The following is a 17,367-nucleotide window of genomic DNA, read 5'->3' as shown; positions in this document are numbered from 1 at the left end:
TGGTTTGGACATACAATTCGAAGGCGCCGGGGTCAGTTTCGGAACGCGGGTGGCGCTCGCGCCGCTGACGCTCGGCATCAGCGGCAAACGCATCGGCGTCATCGGGCTGAACGGTTCGGGCAAGACCACATTTGCGCGGTTGATCAACGGGCTGACCAAGCCGACGGTCGGGCGCGTCACCGTCAACGGCCGCGACACGGCTGACGACAAGACTGCGGCAGTCGATGTCGGCTTCATCTTCCAGTCGCCGCAGAACCAGATCATCCTGCCGATCGTCCGGGACGACATCGCCTTCGGGCTGAAGCGGCACGGTTTCACCAAGGCGGCGATCGAGGCGAAGGTCGAGCGCGTTCTCGCCCGCTTCGGGGCCGAAGCGCTCGCCGACCGCCGGGCGCACGAGCTTTCCGGCGGCGAGTTGCAGGTGGCCGCCCTCTGCTCGGTGCTGGTGACGGGGCCCGATATTCTCATCCTCGACGAGCCGACGAACCAGCTCGACCTTAGGAACCGGGCGCTGGTCGAGCGGATTATCACCGGGCTGCCGGAAAGTGCCATCGTCATCACCCATGATCTGGAACTGATCGCCGATTTCGAACGGGTGCTGCTGTTTCATGAAGGGCGGCTGGCCGCCGATGCGCCGGCGACCGAAGCGATCGCCCGCTACAGGGAGATCGCCGCCTGATGCAGTCGCTCTATGTCGATGGCAACAGCCCGATGCACCGGCTTTCGCCGCGGGTCAAGCTGGTGTCGCTTGCGTTCTTCGGCATCGTGCTGTTCATCAGCCAGAATATCGCCCTGCTTTGCGGCTTCGTGCTGCTGACGGCGGTTGTCTATCGCACCACCGGCCTGCCGCTCGGCGAGAGCCTCCGGCGGCTGCGGCCGGTCTTCCTGACGATCGCGGTCGTGGCGCTCTTCAACCTCCTCTTCAGTCCCTGGCAGGCGGCACTCGTGCCGGTGCTGCGGCTGACGGCGCTGATGCTTCTTGCCGCCGCCGTGACGGCGACGACGTCGATCACTGCCTTCATCGACGAGGTGACGGCGCTCGCCCGCCCGCTCGAGCGCACCGGCTGGGTGCAGGCCGACGATATCGGCCTGGCGCTCGGGCTCGTCCTGCGCTTCGTGCCCGATATTGTCAGCCGTTATCAGGCGATCCGCGAGGCCCATAAGGCGCGCGGGCTGAAGGCCCGGCCGACGACGCTGCTTGCGCCGCTGATCATCCTGACGCTCAGGGATGCGGATAATGTCGCCGCCGCGATTGACGCGCGCGGCATTCGACGGCATGGAAGTTAACCAATTTTAACCACGGAGTTCACGATGAGCACCCGCGACCTCGTCCTTACCGCCCTCTTCGCCGCGATCATCGTGGCGCTCGGCCTGCTGCCGCCGATCTCGCTCGGCTTCATTCCGGTGCCGATCACCGCCCAATCACTCGGGGTCATGATGGCCGGCGTCGTGCTCGGCGCCCGCCGCGGCGCCGTCGCCGTGCTGATCGTGCTGCTGCTCGTCGCCATCGGCCTGCCGGTGCTTTCCGGCGGCCGCGGCGGCCTTGCCATCTTCGCCTCGCCGACGGCCGGCTTCCTCGTCGGCTGGATCTTCGGCGCCTTCGTCACCGGCTATCTCAGCGAGCGCCTGGTCAATCAGGGCCAATCCGGCCTGGTGCAGACCGTGAGCTTCTTCCTCGCCGCCATGGTCGGCGGGGTGGTCGTGCTCTATGCCTTCGGCATTGCCTATCTGGCGACCGTCGCGGGCCTTGGCTTCACCAAAGCCTTCGTCGGCTCGATGGCCTTCATTCCGGGCGACGTGGTCAAGGCTTTCGTCGCAGCCCTGCTCGGCCGCGCCGTCATGGCCGGCTATCCCCTGCTGCCGGCGCGCGCATAAGGCGCCTCGTTCGCAAATACATGCAGTGGCCGTCTTCCTCCGAAGGCGGCTATTTGCGTTTGCGGCAGGCCAACCGTTTGCCTGCCCGCAGGCCCTGCGTCTCGCTTGAGGAGGGAAGCTTGCTGCAAGCAAGGTAGAGCCTGGAATACAGGCAACAAAAAACCGCCTTGAGGCGATCGGGCATTCTATCGATTTAAGTTTGAACCAGTCTCCTCCTCCGTCGCCACCGCCGTCACAGCCGCCGTCGTCCGAGGCATCGAACCAGCCTCCTCCGCCATTCATGACAATTCATGTTTGTCGCAAGCGGTTGGCACCTGGTCATTCGCTTATCTCGGAGGGCTGCTGGAGTTGCATTCCTTCATGAACCATTCCGCAAAACGCTGCACCGGCTTCTTGGCCCAGGCGCTGATGATCAGGTAATATCCCTGGGTTTCGGCCGTCGAAATGTCCGACAGCACGACGAGGTCGCCGCGTTCGATCTCTCGCCGAAATACCTCGACAGGGCATAGAGCAACCCCATGTCCGGCGATCACCGCCGTGGCAAGAATGTTGAAGTCCTGAAAGATCGGGCCTCGGATCGGCTCGGGTGCCTTTATTTCAGCCTTGCGGAACCATTCTTTCCAGCCGTCAACGGATTCGTCATGCAGCAGGTCGGCCGCAGCGAGCGGAACCTTATCGACGGTCCAATTCCGTTTTGCCAGATAATGGACGCTCGCCACCGGCTGGTTGCGGCGGGAGAAGAGCAGCCTGCTCTCACGCCCCGCCAACAAATCCTCCCCCATGGTGATGAGAACATCCAGGCTTTCGTCATCGAAGCGCTCCTCGGCCCTTGCATAGACGATCCTGACATCGAGATCGGGATCGCTCTCCCGGAAAGACGGAAGCGCGGGAACCAGCCAGCGCGATGCGATCGACGGGATGCAACCCACGGCGATCGAGCGCATATTGTGATCTCGGCGCATGTTGCCGGTTGCGTGGGCGATGGCTGCCAATGAGCCGGAGACGGCCAGATAATATTCGGCGCCCGCCGGCGTCAGCGCCACGCCGCGCCCGGATTTCTGCAGCAGCTTGCGGCCTAGCCACCTCTCCAGGTGTTTGATCTGGTGACTGATCGCGGCGTGAGTCACATGCAACTCGTCGCCGGCCTTTGAGAGGCTCATCAGCCGGGCGGTCGCTTCGAAGGCCTTCAGCGCATTCAGCGGCGGCAGCTGCATATGTTCGCATTCCTCACGTAATAGCCGCGATCGTTACCCCTGATCGGTGTGTGTGCTGATCGAAGCCCGAGGATACATGTAAATTATTCTAACCATTTTCTCAATTTAGATCATTTGAAACAAGCGTAGATTTCAGTGCCTAATGGATCACGGAGATCGAACCATCGCCGCCAGTTGCGAGGAGAAGAACATGTTTGTGAGAAGCCTGAAGGACGTGGAGCAGACCGAGCGTTTCGTCGATTGGGGCAATGGCACGAGCCATCGACTGCTGACGAGGGATGACGGGATGGGCTTTACGGTCTGCCACACTGTCGTGCGCGCCAACACGCAAGCCCTGCTGCAATACCGCAACCATCTGGAGGCCTGCTACTGCATTCAGGGAGAAGGCGAAGTCGAGGATATGGACGGCAATGTGTTCCCCATCCGCGTCGGCGACATCTACGTTCTCGACCAACACGACCGCCACTATTTGCGGGGCGGCAAGGACGAGGACATGATCCTCGTCAGCATCTTCAATCCGCCGCTAAAGGGGACGGAACGTCACGATCTGAACAATGGAAGCGGTTCGGAATATTGAGCGAACTCGAGCCCATCGAGAGCCTCTTTGGCTCGATCTCCTTGCTTTTGCGGTCGTGCTTGGTCATGGCTTTCATCAGCGACCGCCTGCGCTGCGGTGCGCCCTGATCGAGTGGGAGGCCTGCTGCTGTGATCCGGACGAAGATCGATGCACTCTGGTTCAAACGGTGCTGCGCGTTCCACCTGCAGTTTTGTCCAGATGGCGCGGCATTGTCAAAACTCAGCGACTTGCAAGATGCTATCGAGCGACACAGCGTTGCACCGCTTTTGCGCCTGCCGGCCGCGAGCCTGCACATGACGGTCGTCACTCTGGTGGACGCAGCGGCCAAATTCAGCATCCCGAATGAGGAGCTATGGAGACTGAACGGAGAAAGATGGAAAGCGGTCGCAGACAGGCTGGCCGAAGAGACGCCAGTCTTTGACCTCGATTTCCATGAACTGGCTGTTTCGGCGGCCGCTGTTTTCGTAAAAGCAGAAGAACCACCGGAATTGCGGAGGCTCCGTTCTGCGATTTCCCAGGCGATCGACTTCGAGGGATGGCGCCCCACCCCGCCGCAAATAGCGCACATCACGCTGTTCAGGTTCAGTGCCGAAGGGCGGCTGCCCGAGATCCCCTCCGACGCAGGCTCTTTGCCCACGGCGGTAAGGGTCAGATCACTTCAATTGCTGGAAGAGCGCGTTTATCCAAGCGTCGAGATCAATGTACTCAGTGAGCCTCTCCTGAGCGACAAAGCGCGAAGCCGGAACGTTTGTTAGTCGATGCGGATTTCGAGTCTATCCGCAAAAAAAGCGGCAGAGCACGTTTCGCTTCCTTGGACAGCAAACCGACAGCGAGAGAATCCTATTGATCGGTTCGTCGCCCAGCCTGGGTGTAATCAAAGGACCGAATGATCATGTTGAAAACAATTATCGCAGTCGCAATTGTCGCCCTCGCCCCGGCACTGGCGTTGGCGAGCCCGAGCTGCACCAAGGAGCCGAAGTCCAAATGGATGCCTGAAGCGGCCATGAAGGCGAAGATCGATGCGCTTGGCTACAAGGTCAAGACCTTCGAGATCACAGGCAACTGCTATGAAATCTACGGCAAGGACAAGGAGGGCAAGCGGGCCGAGGTCTATTTCAATCCGGTATCCGGTGACATCGTCCAGAAGGGCGACTGAGCGATGACGGCTATTTCATCGAGGCAGGAGGGCATATTGCCCTCCGACACCACACCGAAGAGCGTCAAGGTCTGGGACCCGATCGTCCGGATATTCCACTGGACCATCGTCACGGCGTGCACGCTCAATCTCTTCATTCTCGAGGAAGGCAAATACTGGCATCGCATGACGGGCTACGTCGTCGGGGTGGCCATCGCAATTCGCCTCGTCTGGGGTTTCATCGGCACCAAGCACGCGCGCTTCACCGACTTCTGGCCGACGCCGCGAAGAGTAAGAGACCATATCACCAGCATTATCGACAGGAAGGAGAACCGATATCTCGGCCATAATCCGCTGGCATCGGTGATGATGCTCTTGCTTGTCGCTCTTCTTGCGGCAACTGCCTTAACTGGCTGGATGACGACGTGGGACGCTTTCTGGGGCGAAAAGTGGCTTGAGCAATTGCACGGGACGATCGCCAACAGCATTATGGTTCTTGTCTTCATCCATGCCGGCGCGGCCGTCCTGGAAAGCTGGAGGCATCGAGAAAATCTCATCTGGGCCATGGTTACAGGTCGAAAGAACGCATGAGAATTCTGCTCATCGAGGACAGCGCCCGCCTTCGTGAGCTTCTTTGCGAGGCAATCCGGGACGAGGGCTGGCGGATTGACGCGTTCGAGACGGCGCAGGAAGGGCGGGTCGCCCTTCGCGAGGGTAGTTACGACCTGCTGCTGCTCGATCTCGGCCTCCCTGACGAGGATGGAATCGACTTCCTGAAGTCGCTCAGGGATGCTGGCGCTCAGACGCCAGTGCTTGTCTTGACTGCAAGAGGCGCGATCGACGAGCGAATAGCCGGGCTTGATGCGGGCGCAGACGATTACCTGGCCAAGCCGTTCCACAATGGCGAGCTCACGGCCCGCATACGCGCACTGATCCGCCGGTCGCCCGTTACATCCATGCCGATCCTCGAATTCGGCGCACTGAAACTCGATGTCGCGTCGCGGCAGGTGACCTGCGCGGATCATGACGTCGCTCTTGCACCCTCTGAAAAGGGATTGCTCGAGCTGCTGATGCGCAACGGTGGAAAAGTTGTTGCCAAAACAAAGATCGAGCATGCGTTCTCGGAATTTGGCGACGAAAGAAGCAGCAATGCCGTCGAGCTGGCAGTATCCCGTCTTCGCAAGAAGCTGGAGGGCCACGACACGCGCTTGTCGATCGAGACGATCAGAGGTGTGGGCTACATGATGCGCGAGGTGCATGATTGACCCGGTCGCGCCCCACACTCGGAGCCATTCTCGCGCGACGGATCGCCTTCTTCGCGATCTTGGCAATGCTGCTGCAACTCGCCATCGTCTTCTCGGACTACTACTGGAATGTTGGCGAGCTATCCCGATTGTTCGTCGAGCAGGAAACAGAGCGTCTGGTGGCCGGGATCACGGTGCAAGACGGCAGCATTCGCTACCGCCTTCCGGACAATGTGCAGCAGCGCTACCAAAGAGGCGATACAGGTTATGTTGCCCGAATTCGTGCAGCAAATGGTGCGCTGGTGTTCCAATCCTGCGATGCCGCCTGTGAGGATCGCTTCCTTCCCGCCGACGTGAACCCGCCGGATTTCTGGCTGCGGAGCTTGAAACCGGGAAAGCCGCTGTCGCTGGTCGGCGGACGGGCATTTGCCATTGACGGCCAGCATTTCCTCGTCGATATCGCGACGATCGGTGATCCCTCTGACGTGATGTCAGACGTTCTCTGGAACGAGGTCATTGAACATCTGATCGTGCCGATGAGCATTCTTCTGGTTCTCGTGCTCGGCGGGACCTTGCTGTCTGTCCGCCAGGCCTTGCGGCCAGTCCGAGCCGCCGCAGATGCGGCCGAGCAGATTGACCCCATGGATTCCCGTTCGCACTTGGACTTCGATCAAATGCCACGCGAAGTCGCTCATCTCGCAGCCGCCGTCAATCGCGCCTTCGCGCGGGTCGGCGAATTGATGAGGTCGCAGAGGGTCCTGACAACCGGGATCGCCCACGAAATCCGGACACCGCTTGCAGCATTGAAGCTTGAACTCGGCCATATCGATCATCCGCGCGCCAGGAAGGCGGAAGAGGACCTGGATGACCTCGTAAACTTCGTTGCGCAACTTACTGCTCTGGCTCGGCTCGACAGCGTCGACCACGGCATGTTCGAGGACGTGGACCTCGTGGAGCTATCGGCATCGGTGGTATCGCAACTCGCCCCTTGGGTTTACGAAAACAATCACACGCTGGAGTTCTTCAGCCAGGTCGAAAGCTTCACGGTGAGGGGGGCTCCCTCCCTTTTACGGGACGCACTTCGCAATCTGATCGAGAACGCCGTCAAGCACACGGCGGATCATAGCCTCGTCATCGTTCGTGCGGGCAGCGGCATCATCACGGTCGAGGACCGGTCGCCGCAAACACCGTTGCTTCATCCGAAAACTTTCGCGGCTCCCACTGACAGTCTCGGCATCGGATTGAAGATCGTCGAACGGATCGTGGAAATACATCAGGCGTCGTTCTCGCAAGCAAGGTTGAAGTCCGGGCACGTCTTTGAACTGGACTTCCGATGACAGTGCGCTTCTGAGGAGCGCATTGGTGCGGGCGGGGAGATCATCCTTCTCGGTGAGCCGCTCCCGTGATTAGAGCATGTCTCGCAAAAGTGTGCGGCGGTTTTGCGCTAAAGACATGCGTAAAAACAAAGACCTAAAGCTTGACAAACGAATCTGAAAGATCGCGACACGCTTTGAGCATGATGCCGACGTGTGAGCGGTTTTCGGACGACATCATGCTCTAACTCTCTAATTTAGAACAGGGATTCAGATTTTGGTCGACCGGGCTTAAAATCATCCTGTTCCAAGCATCGAGCTGCGCCAACTGTTCGACGATCCCGCGCCTGACCCCGTTCACCGCATCAGCAGCGACACCAGGCCGGCTCGGGAATTGACCCCGAGCTTTCCGTAGATGTTTCTGAGATGGGTTCTGACGGTCTCGTAGCTAATGTCGTCGGCCATCGCCACTTCCCGCGGCGAATGACCCGATGCGATGCTCGAGGCGATCCTGATTTCCGTTGCCGTCAGCTTGTAGAGCTGCATCAGCAAATCGCGCCGTTCATTGAGGGGCATAGCAACGATCGGCTCGACGATCACCGCCACGGTCGGCCCCTCGAGGAACTGCGTGAATGTATCGGAATGCAGCCGGACGAGGGTGATGCGATAGTTATCCTGGTTGCCGCCCTTGACGATCGCCGTGTGCGGTTTGGTCTGCACCCCGTTTCTGGAGGTCAGGAATTCGAGAACCGCCGCCGACTTCTCGCATTGAAGTGCGAGTGTGCCGTCGGCGGCGATCTGCAAAGGCGTGCCGGCGGCCAACAGTGCCTCTGCGCTCTTATTCCAGCGACGGGCCTTCCGCTGCTCCGTCACATAAATCAATCCGGCGCCGATGCTGTCGAACAGGGTCTGTGTCGCCTGTTCGTGCGGAGCAAACAGATCGCGCTTGCGGATGAAGTCGAAGGCTCTCTTCAGATGCGGCGCGAGCTGCGTGTAAAGTTTGGCCGCCTCCCAGTTGAGATCCGGGTCTGCCGACGTCGTGCAGGCCGACAGGATGAAGGTGCGGTTTTCCTCGCGAATGATCGAGACGCCGACACTCGTCTCGCATCCGGTCTGGCGCTTCAGCCAGTCATTATAGAACTCCGATTTGATCAACTCCTCGCGCGGAACGATCTCGTCGCCGCACAGGCCCTGGCCGACGGGCACGCGATCCAGTCTCGGAATCCAGGGATTGACCGAGGCGAAGTGGCTCATGAACTGATCGACCTCGGTCTGGGAAAATCCCGACATGAAGGGAACATGGGCGACGGACGCAGTCAAATCATGATAGTGAAGCGCCGCCTTGCCGCCCGGCGACGTCTGCGCCAGGCGATCCAGGAAATCCTGCCAGCTGCACTCTCCGAAGAGACTTCCATAGATCATATCCGTCAGAAGAGACGAGACGTCGGTCGATTGAATCATGATCGATTTTCAACATCGCAGAATGAAAGTATCTTCGAATATTGAATAGTGTCGGCTTTCCAAATGCAACGGAATTCGAACGTTAGCGACAGCTTCTCACCTTCGTGAAGCGATCAATACTATAACCATAGCATGGCACAGCTTCACCGGCGCTAGATCTTGCGGCTGACGCCTTCGACCCGGAAAGCTTGGAACTTGGATCTCGTGTCTTAAGCGTCCGCTGCCCGGGCAACATGCTAATCCAAGAACCGATAGAGCCAGTCGCGTGTTTCCTCCGGCAGCGAGGCCGGCTGCTGATCTTCGCGGTTGCTGGCCTGCCAGATGATCTCCACCTCGGCGGCGCGCTCCTCGCCGGTGTCGATCGAAACGAGAAAGCCGATGGAGCGCACGCCGATCTTGTCGACGGCAGCGGTGAAAATCGCCGGCTCGTCGTAATGCAGCGGGCGGTGGAGAAAGCAGGTAACCTTGCTGGCGCTATAGATCGGTTCGTCCTCGATCTCGGGCCGCGCCAACCAGAAACTCGCAACAACGGACTCGGCATAGGAAATATAGGAGGCCAGAAACATCCGGCCGGTCATATCGACATCCCGAAACGGCACGCGTATTTCCGTCACACCCGGGCGTTTCAACTGACTCATCAGCAACTCTGCCTACTAAATTTCCCGTCATCAACAGTAGCGATGGGGTCCGTCGAAGTAAACGGCTGAGATGACAGGAACTTCTTATGCCGCCAGGGGCAAGTCGGCGCGACGGGAGCGCTTGTTGAAATCGTCGACCAACGCCCCATCTGCTGTGGAACATGACACAAGCGGCCGATAGAGTGTCTCCATGAGCACCCGTCTTTATGAACACCCGATCTTCCTGGAACATGTGACGCCTTCCGGCCATCCGGAGCGGTCGGACCGGATCCGCGCCATCAATGTCGCGCTGGAACATCCGAATTTCGCACGGCTGGAGCGCCGGCAGGCGCCCGAGGCGAGCGAGGATGCTGTGCTGCTGGCGCATCCGGAGGAGCATCTTGCCGCCGTGATGCGTGAGATCCCCGAGGAGGAAGACCGGATCAACCAGCTGGAAGCCGATACCTATGCCAGCGTCAAGAGCCTGCAGGCGGCGCTGACCGGGATCGGCGGCGCGATGGCGGCGGTGGACGACGTGTTTTCCGGTGCCGCCGACAATGTCTTCGTCGCCGCCCGCCCGCCCGGGCACCATGCCGAAAAGATGACGGCGATGGGTTTCTGCTTCTTCAACAATGCGGCGATTGCCGCCCGCCATGCGCAGAAGCGGCATGGCGCCGAACGCGTCGCCATCGTCGATTGGGACGTGCACCATGGCAACGGCACCCAGGACATCTTCTGGGACGATGCTTCCGTGCTGTTCTGCTCGACGCATCAGATGCCGCTCTATCCGGGCAGCGGCGCCAAGGAGGAGAAGGGCAAGCACAATACCATCGTCAACGCGCCGCTTTCACCGAATGTCGGCAGCGACCATTTCCGCGAGGCGTTCAAATCGCGCGTGCTGCCGGCCCTCGACGATTTCCGGCCGGATCTCATCATCATCTCCGCCGGTTTCGACGCCCATCACCGCGACCCGCTGGCACAGATCAACCTGACCGGCGAGGATTTCGACTGGGCCACCGGCCGCGTCCTGGAACTGGCCGACCGGCACGCGAAGAACCGGGTCGTCAGCCTGCTCGAAGGCGGCTATGATCTCGAGGGTCTGGCCGAATCGGCGGGCATGCATATCCTGCGAATGATGAAGGGTTGAGAATGACTGACAGCGCCAAGCCGGAAGTGTCCGGCCTTTCCTTCGAAAAGGCGGTTGCCGAACTCGAAAGCATCGTCGCCCGGCTGGAGCGCGGCGACGTGGCGCTGGATGAATCGATCGAAATCTACGAGCGCGGCGAAGCGCTGAAGAAACATTGCGAGACGCTGCTTTCGGCCGCCGAAAACCGCATAGAGAAGATCCGGCTCGACCGCGCCGGCAAGCCGCAGGGCGTCGAGCCGCTCGACGGGGCCTGAGGCCTCGAGCAGATCTCGGCAAAGGCGCTTGGCGATCGGCTGGCGCCCGATCTATGATCCCTCCAAATCATGAGGGGACGGACAAATGACGGACAGGTTGAAGGGTAAGGTCGCCATCGTATCGGGCGGCGCAACCGGCATGGGCGGCGCTGCCTCGAAGCTGTTTGCGGCGGAAGGCGCGCGCGTCGCGATCATCGACCGCAACGGCGAAGCGGCGGCCGAAACCGTCAAGCAGATCCGTGAGGCCGGCGGCGAGGCCGATTGCTGGACGGCCGATGTCTCAGACGAGGCGGCCGTCAATGCCGCCGTCGCCGGCGTCGAGGAACGCTACGGCGCGGTCACCGTGCTCTTCAACCATGCCGGCACGATCGTTATCAAGCCCTTCCTGGAAACGACGCTTGAGGAATGGGACTGGCTGCACGCCGTCAATGTGCGCTCGATGTTCCTGATGACCAAGGCGGTGCTGCCGAAGATGATTGCCGCGGGCGGCGGCTCGATCGTCTGCACCTCGTCGATCTCGGCGGTCGCCGCCACGCCGATGGAAGTGCTTTACGACACGACCAAGGGCGCCGTGCATATGTTTGCCCGGGCGATTGCGGTGGAATTCCGCGACCGCAACATCCGCTGCAATGCCGTCTGCCCCGGCTTCATCCGCACGCCGCACGGTTTGCGCGAGGTGGCTGACCTGCAGGCGCTCGGCGTCGATGTCTCGGATGCCGCCATCGCCGCGCAGCAGGGGCGGATCGGCGAGCCGGAGGATGTGGCGCGGGCCGCCCTTTATCTCGCCAGCGACGAGTCGAACTTCGTCAACGGCGCCCACCTCTTCGTCGATAACGGCTTCACCGCCATCTGAGCCGACGCGTTCCATTGGACGGCCGGCCCTTGAGGCATTATTTGTGGTCGATCCGGTAGAGCAATCCAGCAAAAGTGCATAGCGGTTTGTGCGTCCGGAATTGCGTGAAAACAAAGAGATAGAGCATTCCGTGATTCGGTGAAAACGGAAATGCTCTCGCGATCGGAGATCCGACATGTCCTTCTTTCCCGGCAAAGATCCCCTGCCCGGCGATGCCTTCGCCTGTGATGCGATCGAGAATCTGATCATTCCGCGCACCAGCGATATCGGCGGCTTCCAGGTGCGGCGCGCGCTGCCCACGAGGCAGCGGCGGCTGGTCGGGCCGTTCATCTTCTTCGACCGCATGGGGCCGGCGATCCTGAAGCCCAATGAGGCGCTCGACGTCAAGCCGCATCCGCATATCGGCCTGTCGACCGTCACTTATCTCTTCGACGGCGAGATCCGCCATCGCGACAGCCTCGGCACCGAAAAGGTCATCCGTCCCGGCGATATCAACCTGATGACGGCCGGCCGCGGCATCGTCCATTCCGAGCGCACGCCCGACAATCTGCGCGGCCACCCGCTGCTGATGTCGGGGCTGCAGACCTGGCTGGCGCTGCCCGACGACAAGGAGGAGATCGATCCCTCCTTCGCCCATACGGAAAAGGCTGAGATGCCGCTGATCGAAACGTCGGGCGTGCGCGGGCGCGTCGTCATCGGCTCGTTCGAAGGCATGACATCGCCGGTCGGCACATTCTCCGACACGCTCTATGTCGATCTCAACCTGCAGCCCGGCGTGCGCTTTCCCTTCGGCGCGGGCCATGAGGAGCGCGCCGTCTACGTACTTTCGGGCGAAGTCGTGATCTCAGGCGACCGTTTTGCCGCCGACCAGCTACTGGTCTTCCGGCCGGGCGATGCGATCACGCTCGAAGCCGGCACTGACGGCTGTCACCTGATGCTCTTCGGCGGCGCGGCGCTGAATTCGAAGCGCTATATCTGGTGGAATTTCGTCTCCTCCTCGAAGGAGAGGATCGAAAAGGCCAAGGAGGAGTGGCGCACCGGCCGCTTCGATATCGTGCCGGGTGATGAAGAGGAATTCGTGCCGCTGCCGGAGGGCTGACGGCGGCGACGCGCCGCCGGCAACTTGCGAACATCAACCTGCTGCGAAGTAACGTGTCAGCGCGCCCTTCGTGCGGTTGACGTAGCCGTCCTGCCAGCTGTCGTCGACGTTGAGAAAGCCTGACCAGCCCTTCTTGCCCTGGCGCTTCAGCTCCGCCTCGACGGCACGGAAACGGTAGTGATCATAGACATCGAGGATGTGGACGGCATAGGCCTCGGCGAGCGCCCGGTCGCCTTTGACGATCAGCATGTTCTCGTCATTGGCGTAGGAGGCCTTGAAACCGAGATTGTGGCTGCCGAGAACGACGACGCAGTCGTCCGACAGGGGATCGATCACCAGCACCTTGTCATGGATGATGGCGCCGACCTTCTTTGCCGTCAATTCCTCCGCGCCGAAATCCGCCAGCAGCTGGCGGTCATCGATGCGCGAGGCCCGGACGATCGAGACATTGGCCTCATCGAACGTATGCGGCGACACAGCGTCGACATCGTCGTCCTCGTCGTCGGGATCGTTCTTCTTGGCGGCGACGTAATTGGGCATGGCCTGCGGGCTTGAAACGGCGCCGGTGATGATCAGCTTCTGATCCTTGAGGCCGATGTCGATCGCCTCGCCGACGATGCAATCCCTGCCCGACTGTCCGGGGTAGAAGGCCAGAAACAGCACCGCATGCTCGGCCCGGCGCATCAGGCGGTAGACCTCGCGGAGATCGGGCGGCGTCGCCTTGCCCTTTCTGCGGCTCTGCATGTTCGGCGAGAACCATGCTTCGACCGAAGCGCCGTTGCCGGTCGGGACGATGGAAGGTGTCTCATTCGAGCGTCGGAATTCCTTGCTCTGCTGGTTGTCGGGCATGCCGTCATCGAATTCGACGGGTGCTTCCAGCGTCGCATTGTCTTCCAGCATCCGCTCCCAATAGGCGACATAGGCCGCGGCAACCGCATCGTTGCGGACGATCAAGGCGTTGTTGGACTGGCCGGCAAGTCCCGTGGCCGTCCAGTTGGTGCTGCCGGTGAACACGCTGCGCGTCCCGTCGGGCGCTATGTGCACCACGAATTTGTTGTGGCCGATCTGGCTCGAATTGTTGAACATCCGGTGGTGAATCTCGACGCCGGCCTCAATCAGCGCCTTGCGCGCCTCATGATTGCGCACATCCCAATCGTCGCCGACCTTGCCGGTGTTGGCGAGGATGATGCGTAACCTGTCCTTGTTGGCCTGCAGAAGCTCGAGCAGTTCCTTGTCCTCCAACTCATAGAGGGCGATCAGAAAGCGTCCAGGCGCATTCATGAACTCCCTGAGCATCGGAATGACATCGCCGGCCAGATATTTGCGGATGCCATTCGCCGGATCGGAAATCATGTCGATCAACTCGTTCGGCTTCTTCACACCGTCTCCCAGCAGGACGTTTCGCAGCCACTGGGCAGCCAGGATGCCGTTGGTGAAGGTCGATTCGAACTGGCCGCGCTTGCGCGTCACATGGACAGGGTTGGTCGGGACGGCCGGCCCGAGATAACCGAGTGGCCGCGCAGGTCCCTCATAGGCCTTGACCGCGATTTTCTCGAAGGTGCCGTCGGCCTTCTTGATCGGCCTGCCCTTTTCGTCCCGCTTGTTGATCTCGACGAGCGCAGGTGTCGGATCCGGGGCGGCCTGCATGCCCGGCTTCAGGTCGCCGAGCGGGCGGATCTCGTAACGCACCCGGACCTCGTCCGGCCGCCGTCTCATTTCGTTGCGCCGCTTGCGCAGAGTCAGGTCGCGCCAGGAGAGCTTCTGCACCGGCCAGAGCGACGTCGTCTGCGGCAGCCAATGCGGATTGCGCTGCCCCTTGAAGGCGACCCAGGCGGCGCAGGTCACCCGGTCCTCGCTGCCATCGGACTTTCTCGCCACGTTTCCCTGCTCGTCGAGATAGACGCGGACGACTTCGAAGCCGAGGCATCCGTCGATCTTGGCGTCGATATCCCAGGCCACGTAGGCGACCTCGTTGTTCACATAGGCATGCGCTGCAACAACCGTTCCCATCACCTGATCCCCCAGCCAGCCCCACCACGTTGCTACCATTCCGTGTCATATTCAAGCGGCTCGCCGCACCCGGGCGCGTTCCATCACGGGGTGGAAAATAAGGGCAGCGCCGGGGCAGGATCAGACGAATGCAACTCGCGGAAATAGAATGTGATATCTCCCGAAACCGCTCACACATTTTTCCGCCATGCTCTAAGGTGAAAACCTTCGGTTCCTGAAATCACTTGTTTTGCCTCGTTCTAATCGAATAAAGCGATACAAGGAAAAGTAAGAAAGAGCGCCCGCCCGTGACACATCCGCCGAAGACCCCTCTGCTCGACCAGGTCACTTACCCCGCCGACCTGCGCAAGCTCGAGGATCGCGACCTGCCGCAGCTTGCCCGCGAGGTCCGGGATGAAATGATCGATGCGGTGTCGCGCACCGGCGGTCATCTCGGCGCCGGCCTCGGCGTAGTCGAGCTGACGATCGCCATCCACAGCGTCTTCGATACGCCCAACGACCGGCTGATCTTCGATGTCGGCCACCAGTGCTATCCGCACAAGATCCTGACCGGCCGGCGCAACCGCATCCGCACACTGCGCCAGGAAGACGGGCTGTCCGGCTTCACCCGCCGGGCGGAGAGCGAATATGACCCCTTCGGCGCGGCGCATTCCTCGACCTCGATCTCGGCCGGCCTCGGCATGGCGATCGCCGCCGATCTCGACAAGAACGACCGGCGCGTCGTCGCCGTCATCGGCGACGGCGCGATGTCGGCCGGCATGGCCTACGAGGCGCTGAACAATGCCGGCGCGCTCGATGCCCGCCTTATCGTCATCCTCAACGACAACGACATGTCGATCGCGCCGCCGACGGGCGCAATGAGCGCCTATCTCGCCCGCCTCGCCTCGGGGCGCACCTATATGGGCTTTCGCGACCTCGGCAAGAAGCTGACGGCCTATCTCGGCAAGAACATCGACCGCGCCATCACCCGCGCCGTCGAACATGCGCGCGGATACGTCACCGGCGGCACCATGTTCGAGGAGATGGGCTTTTATCATATCGGGCCGATCGACGGACACTCCTTCGACCACCTGCTGCCGGTGCTGCGCAATGTGCGCGACAATGCGCGCGGCCCGGTGCTGATCCATGTCGTCACCCAGAAGGGCAAGGGCTATCCGCCGGCGGAAGCCGCTGCCGACAAATATCACGGCGTCAACAAGTTCGACGTCATCACCGGCGCCCAGGCACGGGTGAAACCGAATGCGCCGAGCTATACCAGTGTCTTTGCCGAAGCGCTGGTGCAGGAAGCCGCCCTCGACGACAAGATCGTCGGGATCACCGCCGCCATGCCGAACGGCACCGGCCTCGACAAACTCGCCGAAGCCTTTCCGTCGCGCTGCTTCGACGTCGGCATCGCCGAGCAGCATGCCGTGACCTTCGCCGCCGGGCTTGCGGCGGAGGGCTACAAGCCGTTTGCGGCGCTCTATTCCACCTTCCTGCAGCGCGCCTACGACCAGGTCGTGCACGACGTGGCGATCCAGGGACTGCCGGTGCGTTTTCCGATCGATCGCGCCGGCTATGTCGGCGCCGACGGCCCGACCCATGCCGGCTCCTTCGACACCGCCTTCCTCACCACCCTGCCCGGCTTCGTGGTGATGGCAGCGGCCGACGAGGCCGAACTCAAGCATATGGTGCGCACCGCCGCCGCCTATGACGCCGGGCCGATCTCGTTCCGCTATCCGCGCGGCGAAGGCGTCGGCGTCGACATGCCCGCACGCGGCGAAATCCTGCAGATCGGCAAGGGCCGCATCGTCAAGGAAGGCACCAAGGTTGCGCTGCTTTCCTTCGGCACCCGGCTTGCCGACTGTCTGCTTGCCGCCGAAGATCTCGAAGCCGCCGGCCTGTCGACGACGGTCGCCGATGCGCGCTTCGCCAAGCCGCTCGATCACGATCTGATCCGCCAGCTCGCCCGCCACCACGAAATGCTGATCACCGTCGAGGAAGGCTCCGTCGGCGGTTTCGGCAGCCAGGTGATGCAATATCTCTCGAGCGAAGGCCTGCTCGACAACGGCCTGAAGATCCGCTCGCTCGTCATGCCCGACATCTGGATGGAGCAGGCCAAGCCGGAAGCGATGAACGCCCATGCCGGGTTGGACCGCGCCGGGATCGTCTCGACCGTATTCCGGGCGCTGGGGCGCGGGGTTGCGGTTGGGGTTGCGGGGTAGATGAATTGTGAGGGCGTGCCGCGTGGCCCCCTCATCCGCCTGCCGGCACCAACCGGGATGAGTACTGAAGGAGATTGAGGCCGCAACCGGCAGGGCGCAGGATTTCCTATATGCCGCCCATCCTCTGCCCCCATTGCTGTACATGCTCCAGCAGCCACCCCACCCTCCGTCATGCTCGGCCTTGAGCCGAGCATCCACACAGCATCCACCGATCGCCGTGGCATGGATCCTCGGCTCAAGGCCGAGGATGACGGAGAGTGAGGAGACGCCGTAGCCAATCAAGATGTCTAAGCATCGGAAACATAATGCTTTTCGTGTTTGATCACAGTGCCCCAATTGAAAAAAAGGCGGCACCCCTGCGCCG

18 protein-coding genes are annotated in these 17,367 nt (G+C 61.4%); 14 read left to right on the top strand and 4 right to left on the bottom strand.

All coding sequences use genetic code 11. The features are described 5' to 3' along the window. Positions 1–4: 4 nt before the first annotated feature. The 3 genes from J2J99_RS04910 to J2J99_RS04900 are packed head-to-tail and all read left to right on the top strand — an operon-like array spanning position 5 to position 1,875. A complete protein-coding gene (locus tag J2J99_RS04910) occupies positions 5–679 on the top strand; it encodes an energy-coupling factor ABC transporter ATP-binding protein (RefSeq protein ID WP_168300732.1) in 675 nt (224 codons plus the stop codon). Continuing rightward, entirely contained in the window at positions 679–1,287 is a 609-nt protein-coding gene (locus tag J2J99_RS04905; protein WP_168300731.1) for an energy-coupling factor transporter transmembrane component T family protein, read from the top strand. Before J2J99_RS04910 ends, J2J99_RS04905 begins: the two co-directional genes overlap by 1 nt. A 24-nt stretch (positions 1,288–1,311) precedes the next feature. After that, a complete protein-coding gene (locus J2J99_RS04900) occupies positions 1,312–1,875 on the top strand; it encodes a biotin transporter BioY (protein ID WP_168300730.1) in 564 nt (187 codons plus the stop codon). Positions 1,876–2,201: 326 nt separating this feature from the next. Here the strand turns inward: J2J99_RS04900 and J2J99_RS04895 are convergent, their stop codons facing one another. After that, on the bottom strand, positions 2,202–3,089 hold the full coding sequence (locus tag J2J99_RS04895; RefSeq protein WP_168300729.1) for a LysR substrate-binding domain-containing protein: 888 nt from the start codon (positions 3,087–3,089) through the stop codon (positions 2,202–2,204). A gap of 190 nt (positions 3,090–3,279) precedes the next feature. On the opposite strand from J2J99_RS04895, the gene J2J99_RS04890 reads away from it, so the two are divergent. From J2J99_RS04890 to J2J99_RS04865, 6 genes are all read left to right on the top strand, one after another. Next, a complete protein-coding gene (locus tag J2J99_RS04890) occupies positions 3,280–3,666 on the top strand; it encodes an ectoine synthase (RefSeq protein WP_168300728.1) in 387 nt (128 codons plus the stop codon). Positions 3,667–3,794: 128 nt separating this feature from the next. Next, positions 3,795–4,421: a 2'-5' RNA ligase family protein gene (locus J2J99_RS04885; protein ID WP_168300727.1), complete on the top strand. Its 627-nt coding sequence runs from the start codon at positions 3,795–3,797 to the stop codon at positions 4,419–4,421. A 131-nt stretch (positions 4,422–4,552) separates the two neighbouring features. Next, positions 4,553–4,822 carry a PepSY domain-containing protein gene (locus J2J99_RS04880; protein WP_205919105.1) on the top strand — a complete coding sequence of 90 codons (270 nt, stop codon included), beginning with the start codon at positions 4,553–4,555 and terminating at the stop codon, positions 4,820–4,822. Between the two features lie 3 nt (positions 4,823–4,825). Continuing rightward, the gene (locus J2J99_RS04875; RefSeq protein ID WP_168300726.1) at positions 4,826–5,392 is read left to right on the top strand and encodes a cytochrome b/b6 domain-containing protein; all 567 of its coding nucleotides are present in this window, start codon (positions 4,826–4,828) and stop codon (positions 5,390–5,392) included. Then, positions 5,389–6,066 carry a response regulator gene (locus J2J99_RS04870; protein WP_168300725.1) on the top strand — a complete coding sequence of 226 codons (678 nt, stop codon included), beginning with the start codon at positions 5,389–5,391 and terminating at the stop codon, positions 6,064–6,066. Before J2J99_RS04875 ends, J2J99_RS04870 begins: the two co-directional genes overlap by 4 nt. Further along, complete coding sequence (locus J2J99_RS04865) at positions 6,063–7,382, top strand: sensor histidine kinase (protein WP_168300724.1); 1,320 nt, start codon at positions 6,063–6,065, stop codon at positions 7,380–7,382. Before J2J99_RS04870 ends, J2J99_RS04865 begins: the two co-directional genes overlap by 4 nt. Before the next feature lie 333 nt (positions 7,383–7,715). Here J2J99_RS04865 and J2J99_RS04860 read toward each other — a convergent pair whose 3' ends face one another. Next, positions 7,716–8,819, bottom strand: coding sequence for a helix-turn-helix transcriptional regulator (locus J2J99_RS04860; protein ID WP_168300723.1), 1,104 nt, complete (start codon positions 8,817–8,819; stop codon positions 7,716–7,718). A gap of 236 nt (positions 8,820–9,055) precedes the next feature. Further along, complete coding sequence (locus tag J2J99_RS04855) at positions 9,056–9,457, bottom strand: acyl-CoA thioesterase (RefSeq protein ID WP_168300722.1); 402 nt, start codon at positions 9,455–9,457, stop codon at positions 9,056–9,058. Positions 9,458–9,647: 190 nt separating this feature from the next. Here J2J99_RS04855 and J2J99_RS04850 point away from each other — a divergent pair, with 190 nt between their 5' ends. The 4 genes from J2J99_RS04850 (at position 9,648) to J2J99_RS04835 (ending at position 12,789) form a co-directional block, all read left to right on the top strand. Next, complete coding sequence (locus J2J99_RS04850; protein ID WP_168300721.1) at positions 9,648–10,583, top strand: histone deacetylase family protein; 936 nt, start codon at positions 9,648–9,650, stop codon at positions 10,581–10,583. A gap of 2 nt (positions 10,584–10,585) precedes the next feature. Continuing rightward, a complete protein-coding gene (locus J2J99_RS04845; RefSeq protein WP_003545921.1) occupies positions 10,586–10,837 on the top strand; it encodes an exodeoxyribonuclease VII small subunit in 252 nt (83 codons plus the stop codon). 85 nt (positions 10,838–10,922) lie between these two features. Then, complete coding sequence (locus J2J99_RS04840; protein ID WP_168300720.1) at positions 10,923–11,690, top strand: SDR family NAD(P)-dependent oxidoreductase; 768 nt, start codon at positions 10,923–10,925, stop codon at positions 11,688–11,690. A gap of 175 nt (positions 11,691–11,865) precedes the next feature. Continuing rightward, positions 11,866–12,789 (top strand): pirin family protein, encoded by a 924-nt coding sequence (locus tag J2J99_RS04835; protein ID WP_168300719.1) that lies wholly within the window; start codon positions 11,866–11,868, stop codon positions 12,787–12,789. 33 nt (positions 12,790–12,822) lie between these two features. Here the strand turns inward: J2J99_RS04835 and J2J99_RS04830 are convergent, their stop codons facing one another. Then, positions 12,823–14,799 (bottom strand): phospholipase D-like domain-containing protein, encoded by a 1,977-nt coding sequence (locus tag J2J99_RS04830; protein WP_168300753.1) that lies wholly within the window; start codon positions 14,797–14,799, stop codon positions 12,823–12,825. Positions 14,800–15,086: 287 nt separating this feature from the next. Here J2J99_RS04830 and dxs point away from each other — a divergent pair, with 287 nt between their 5' ends. After that, positions 15,087–17,003 carry a 1-deoxy-D-xylulose-5-phosphate synthase gene (dxs, locus tag J2J99_RS04825; RefSeq protein WP_168300718.1) on the top strand — a complete coding sequence of 639 codons (1,917 nt, stop codon included), beginning with the start codon at positions 15,087–15,089 and terminating at the stop codon, positions 17,001–17,003. The last annotated feature ends 364 nt before the right edge of the window (positions 17,004–17,367 follow it).

Origin of the sequence: Rhizobium binae (genome assembly GCF_017357225.1) — a bacterium.
Classification (GTDB): domain Bacteria; phylum Pseudomonadota; class Alphaproteobacteria; order Rhizobiales; family Rhizobiaceae; genus Rhizobium; species Rhizobium binae.
This window is presented reverse-complemented; position numbering and strand designations above follow the sequence as displayed.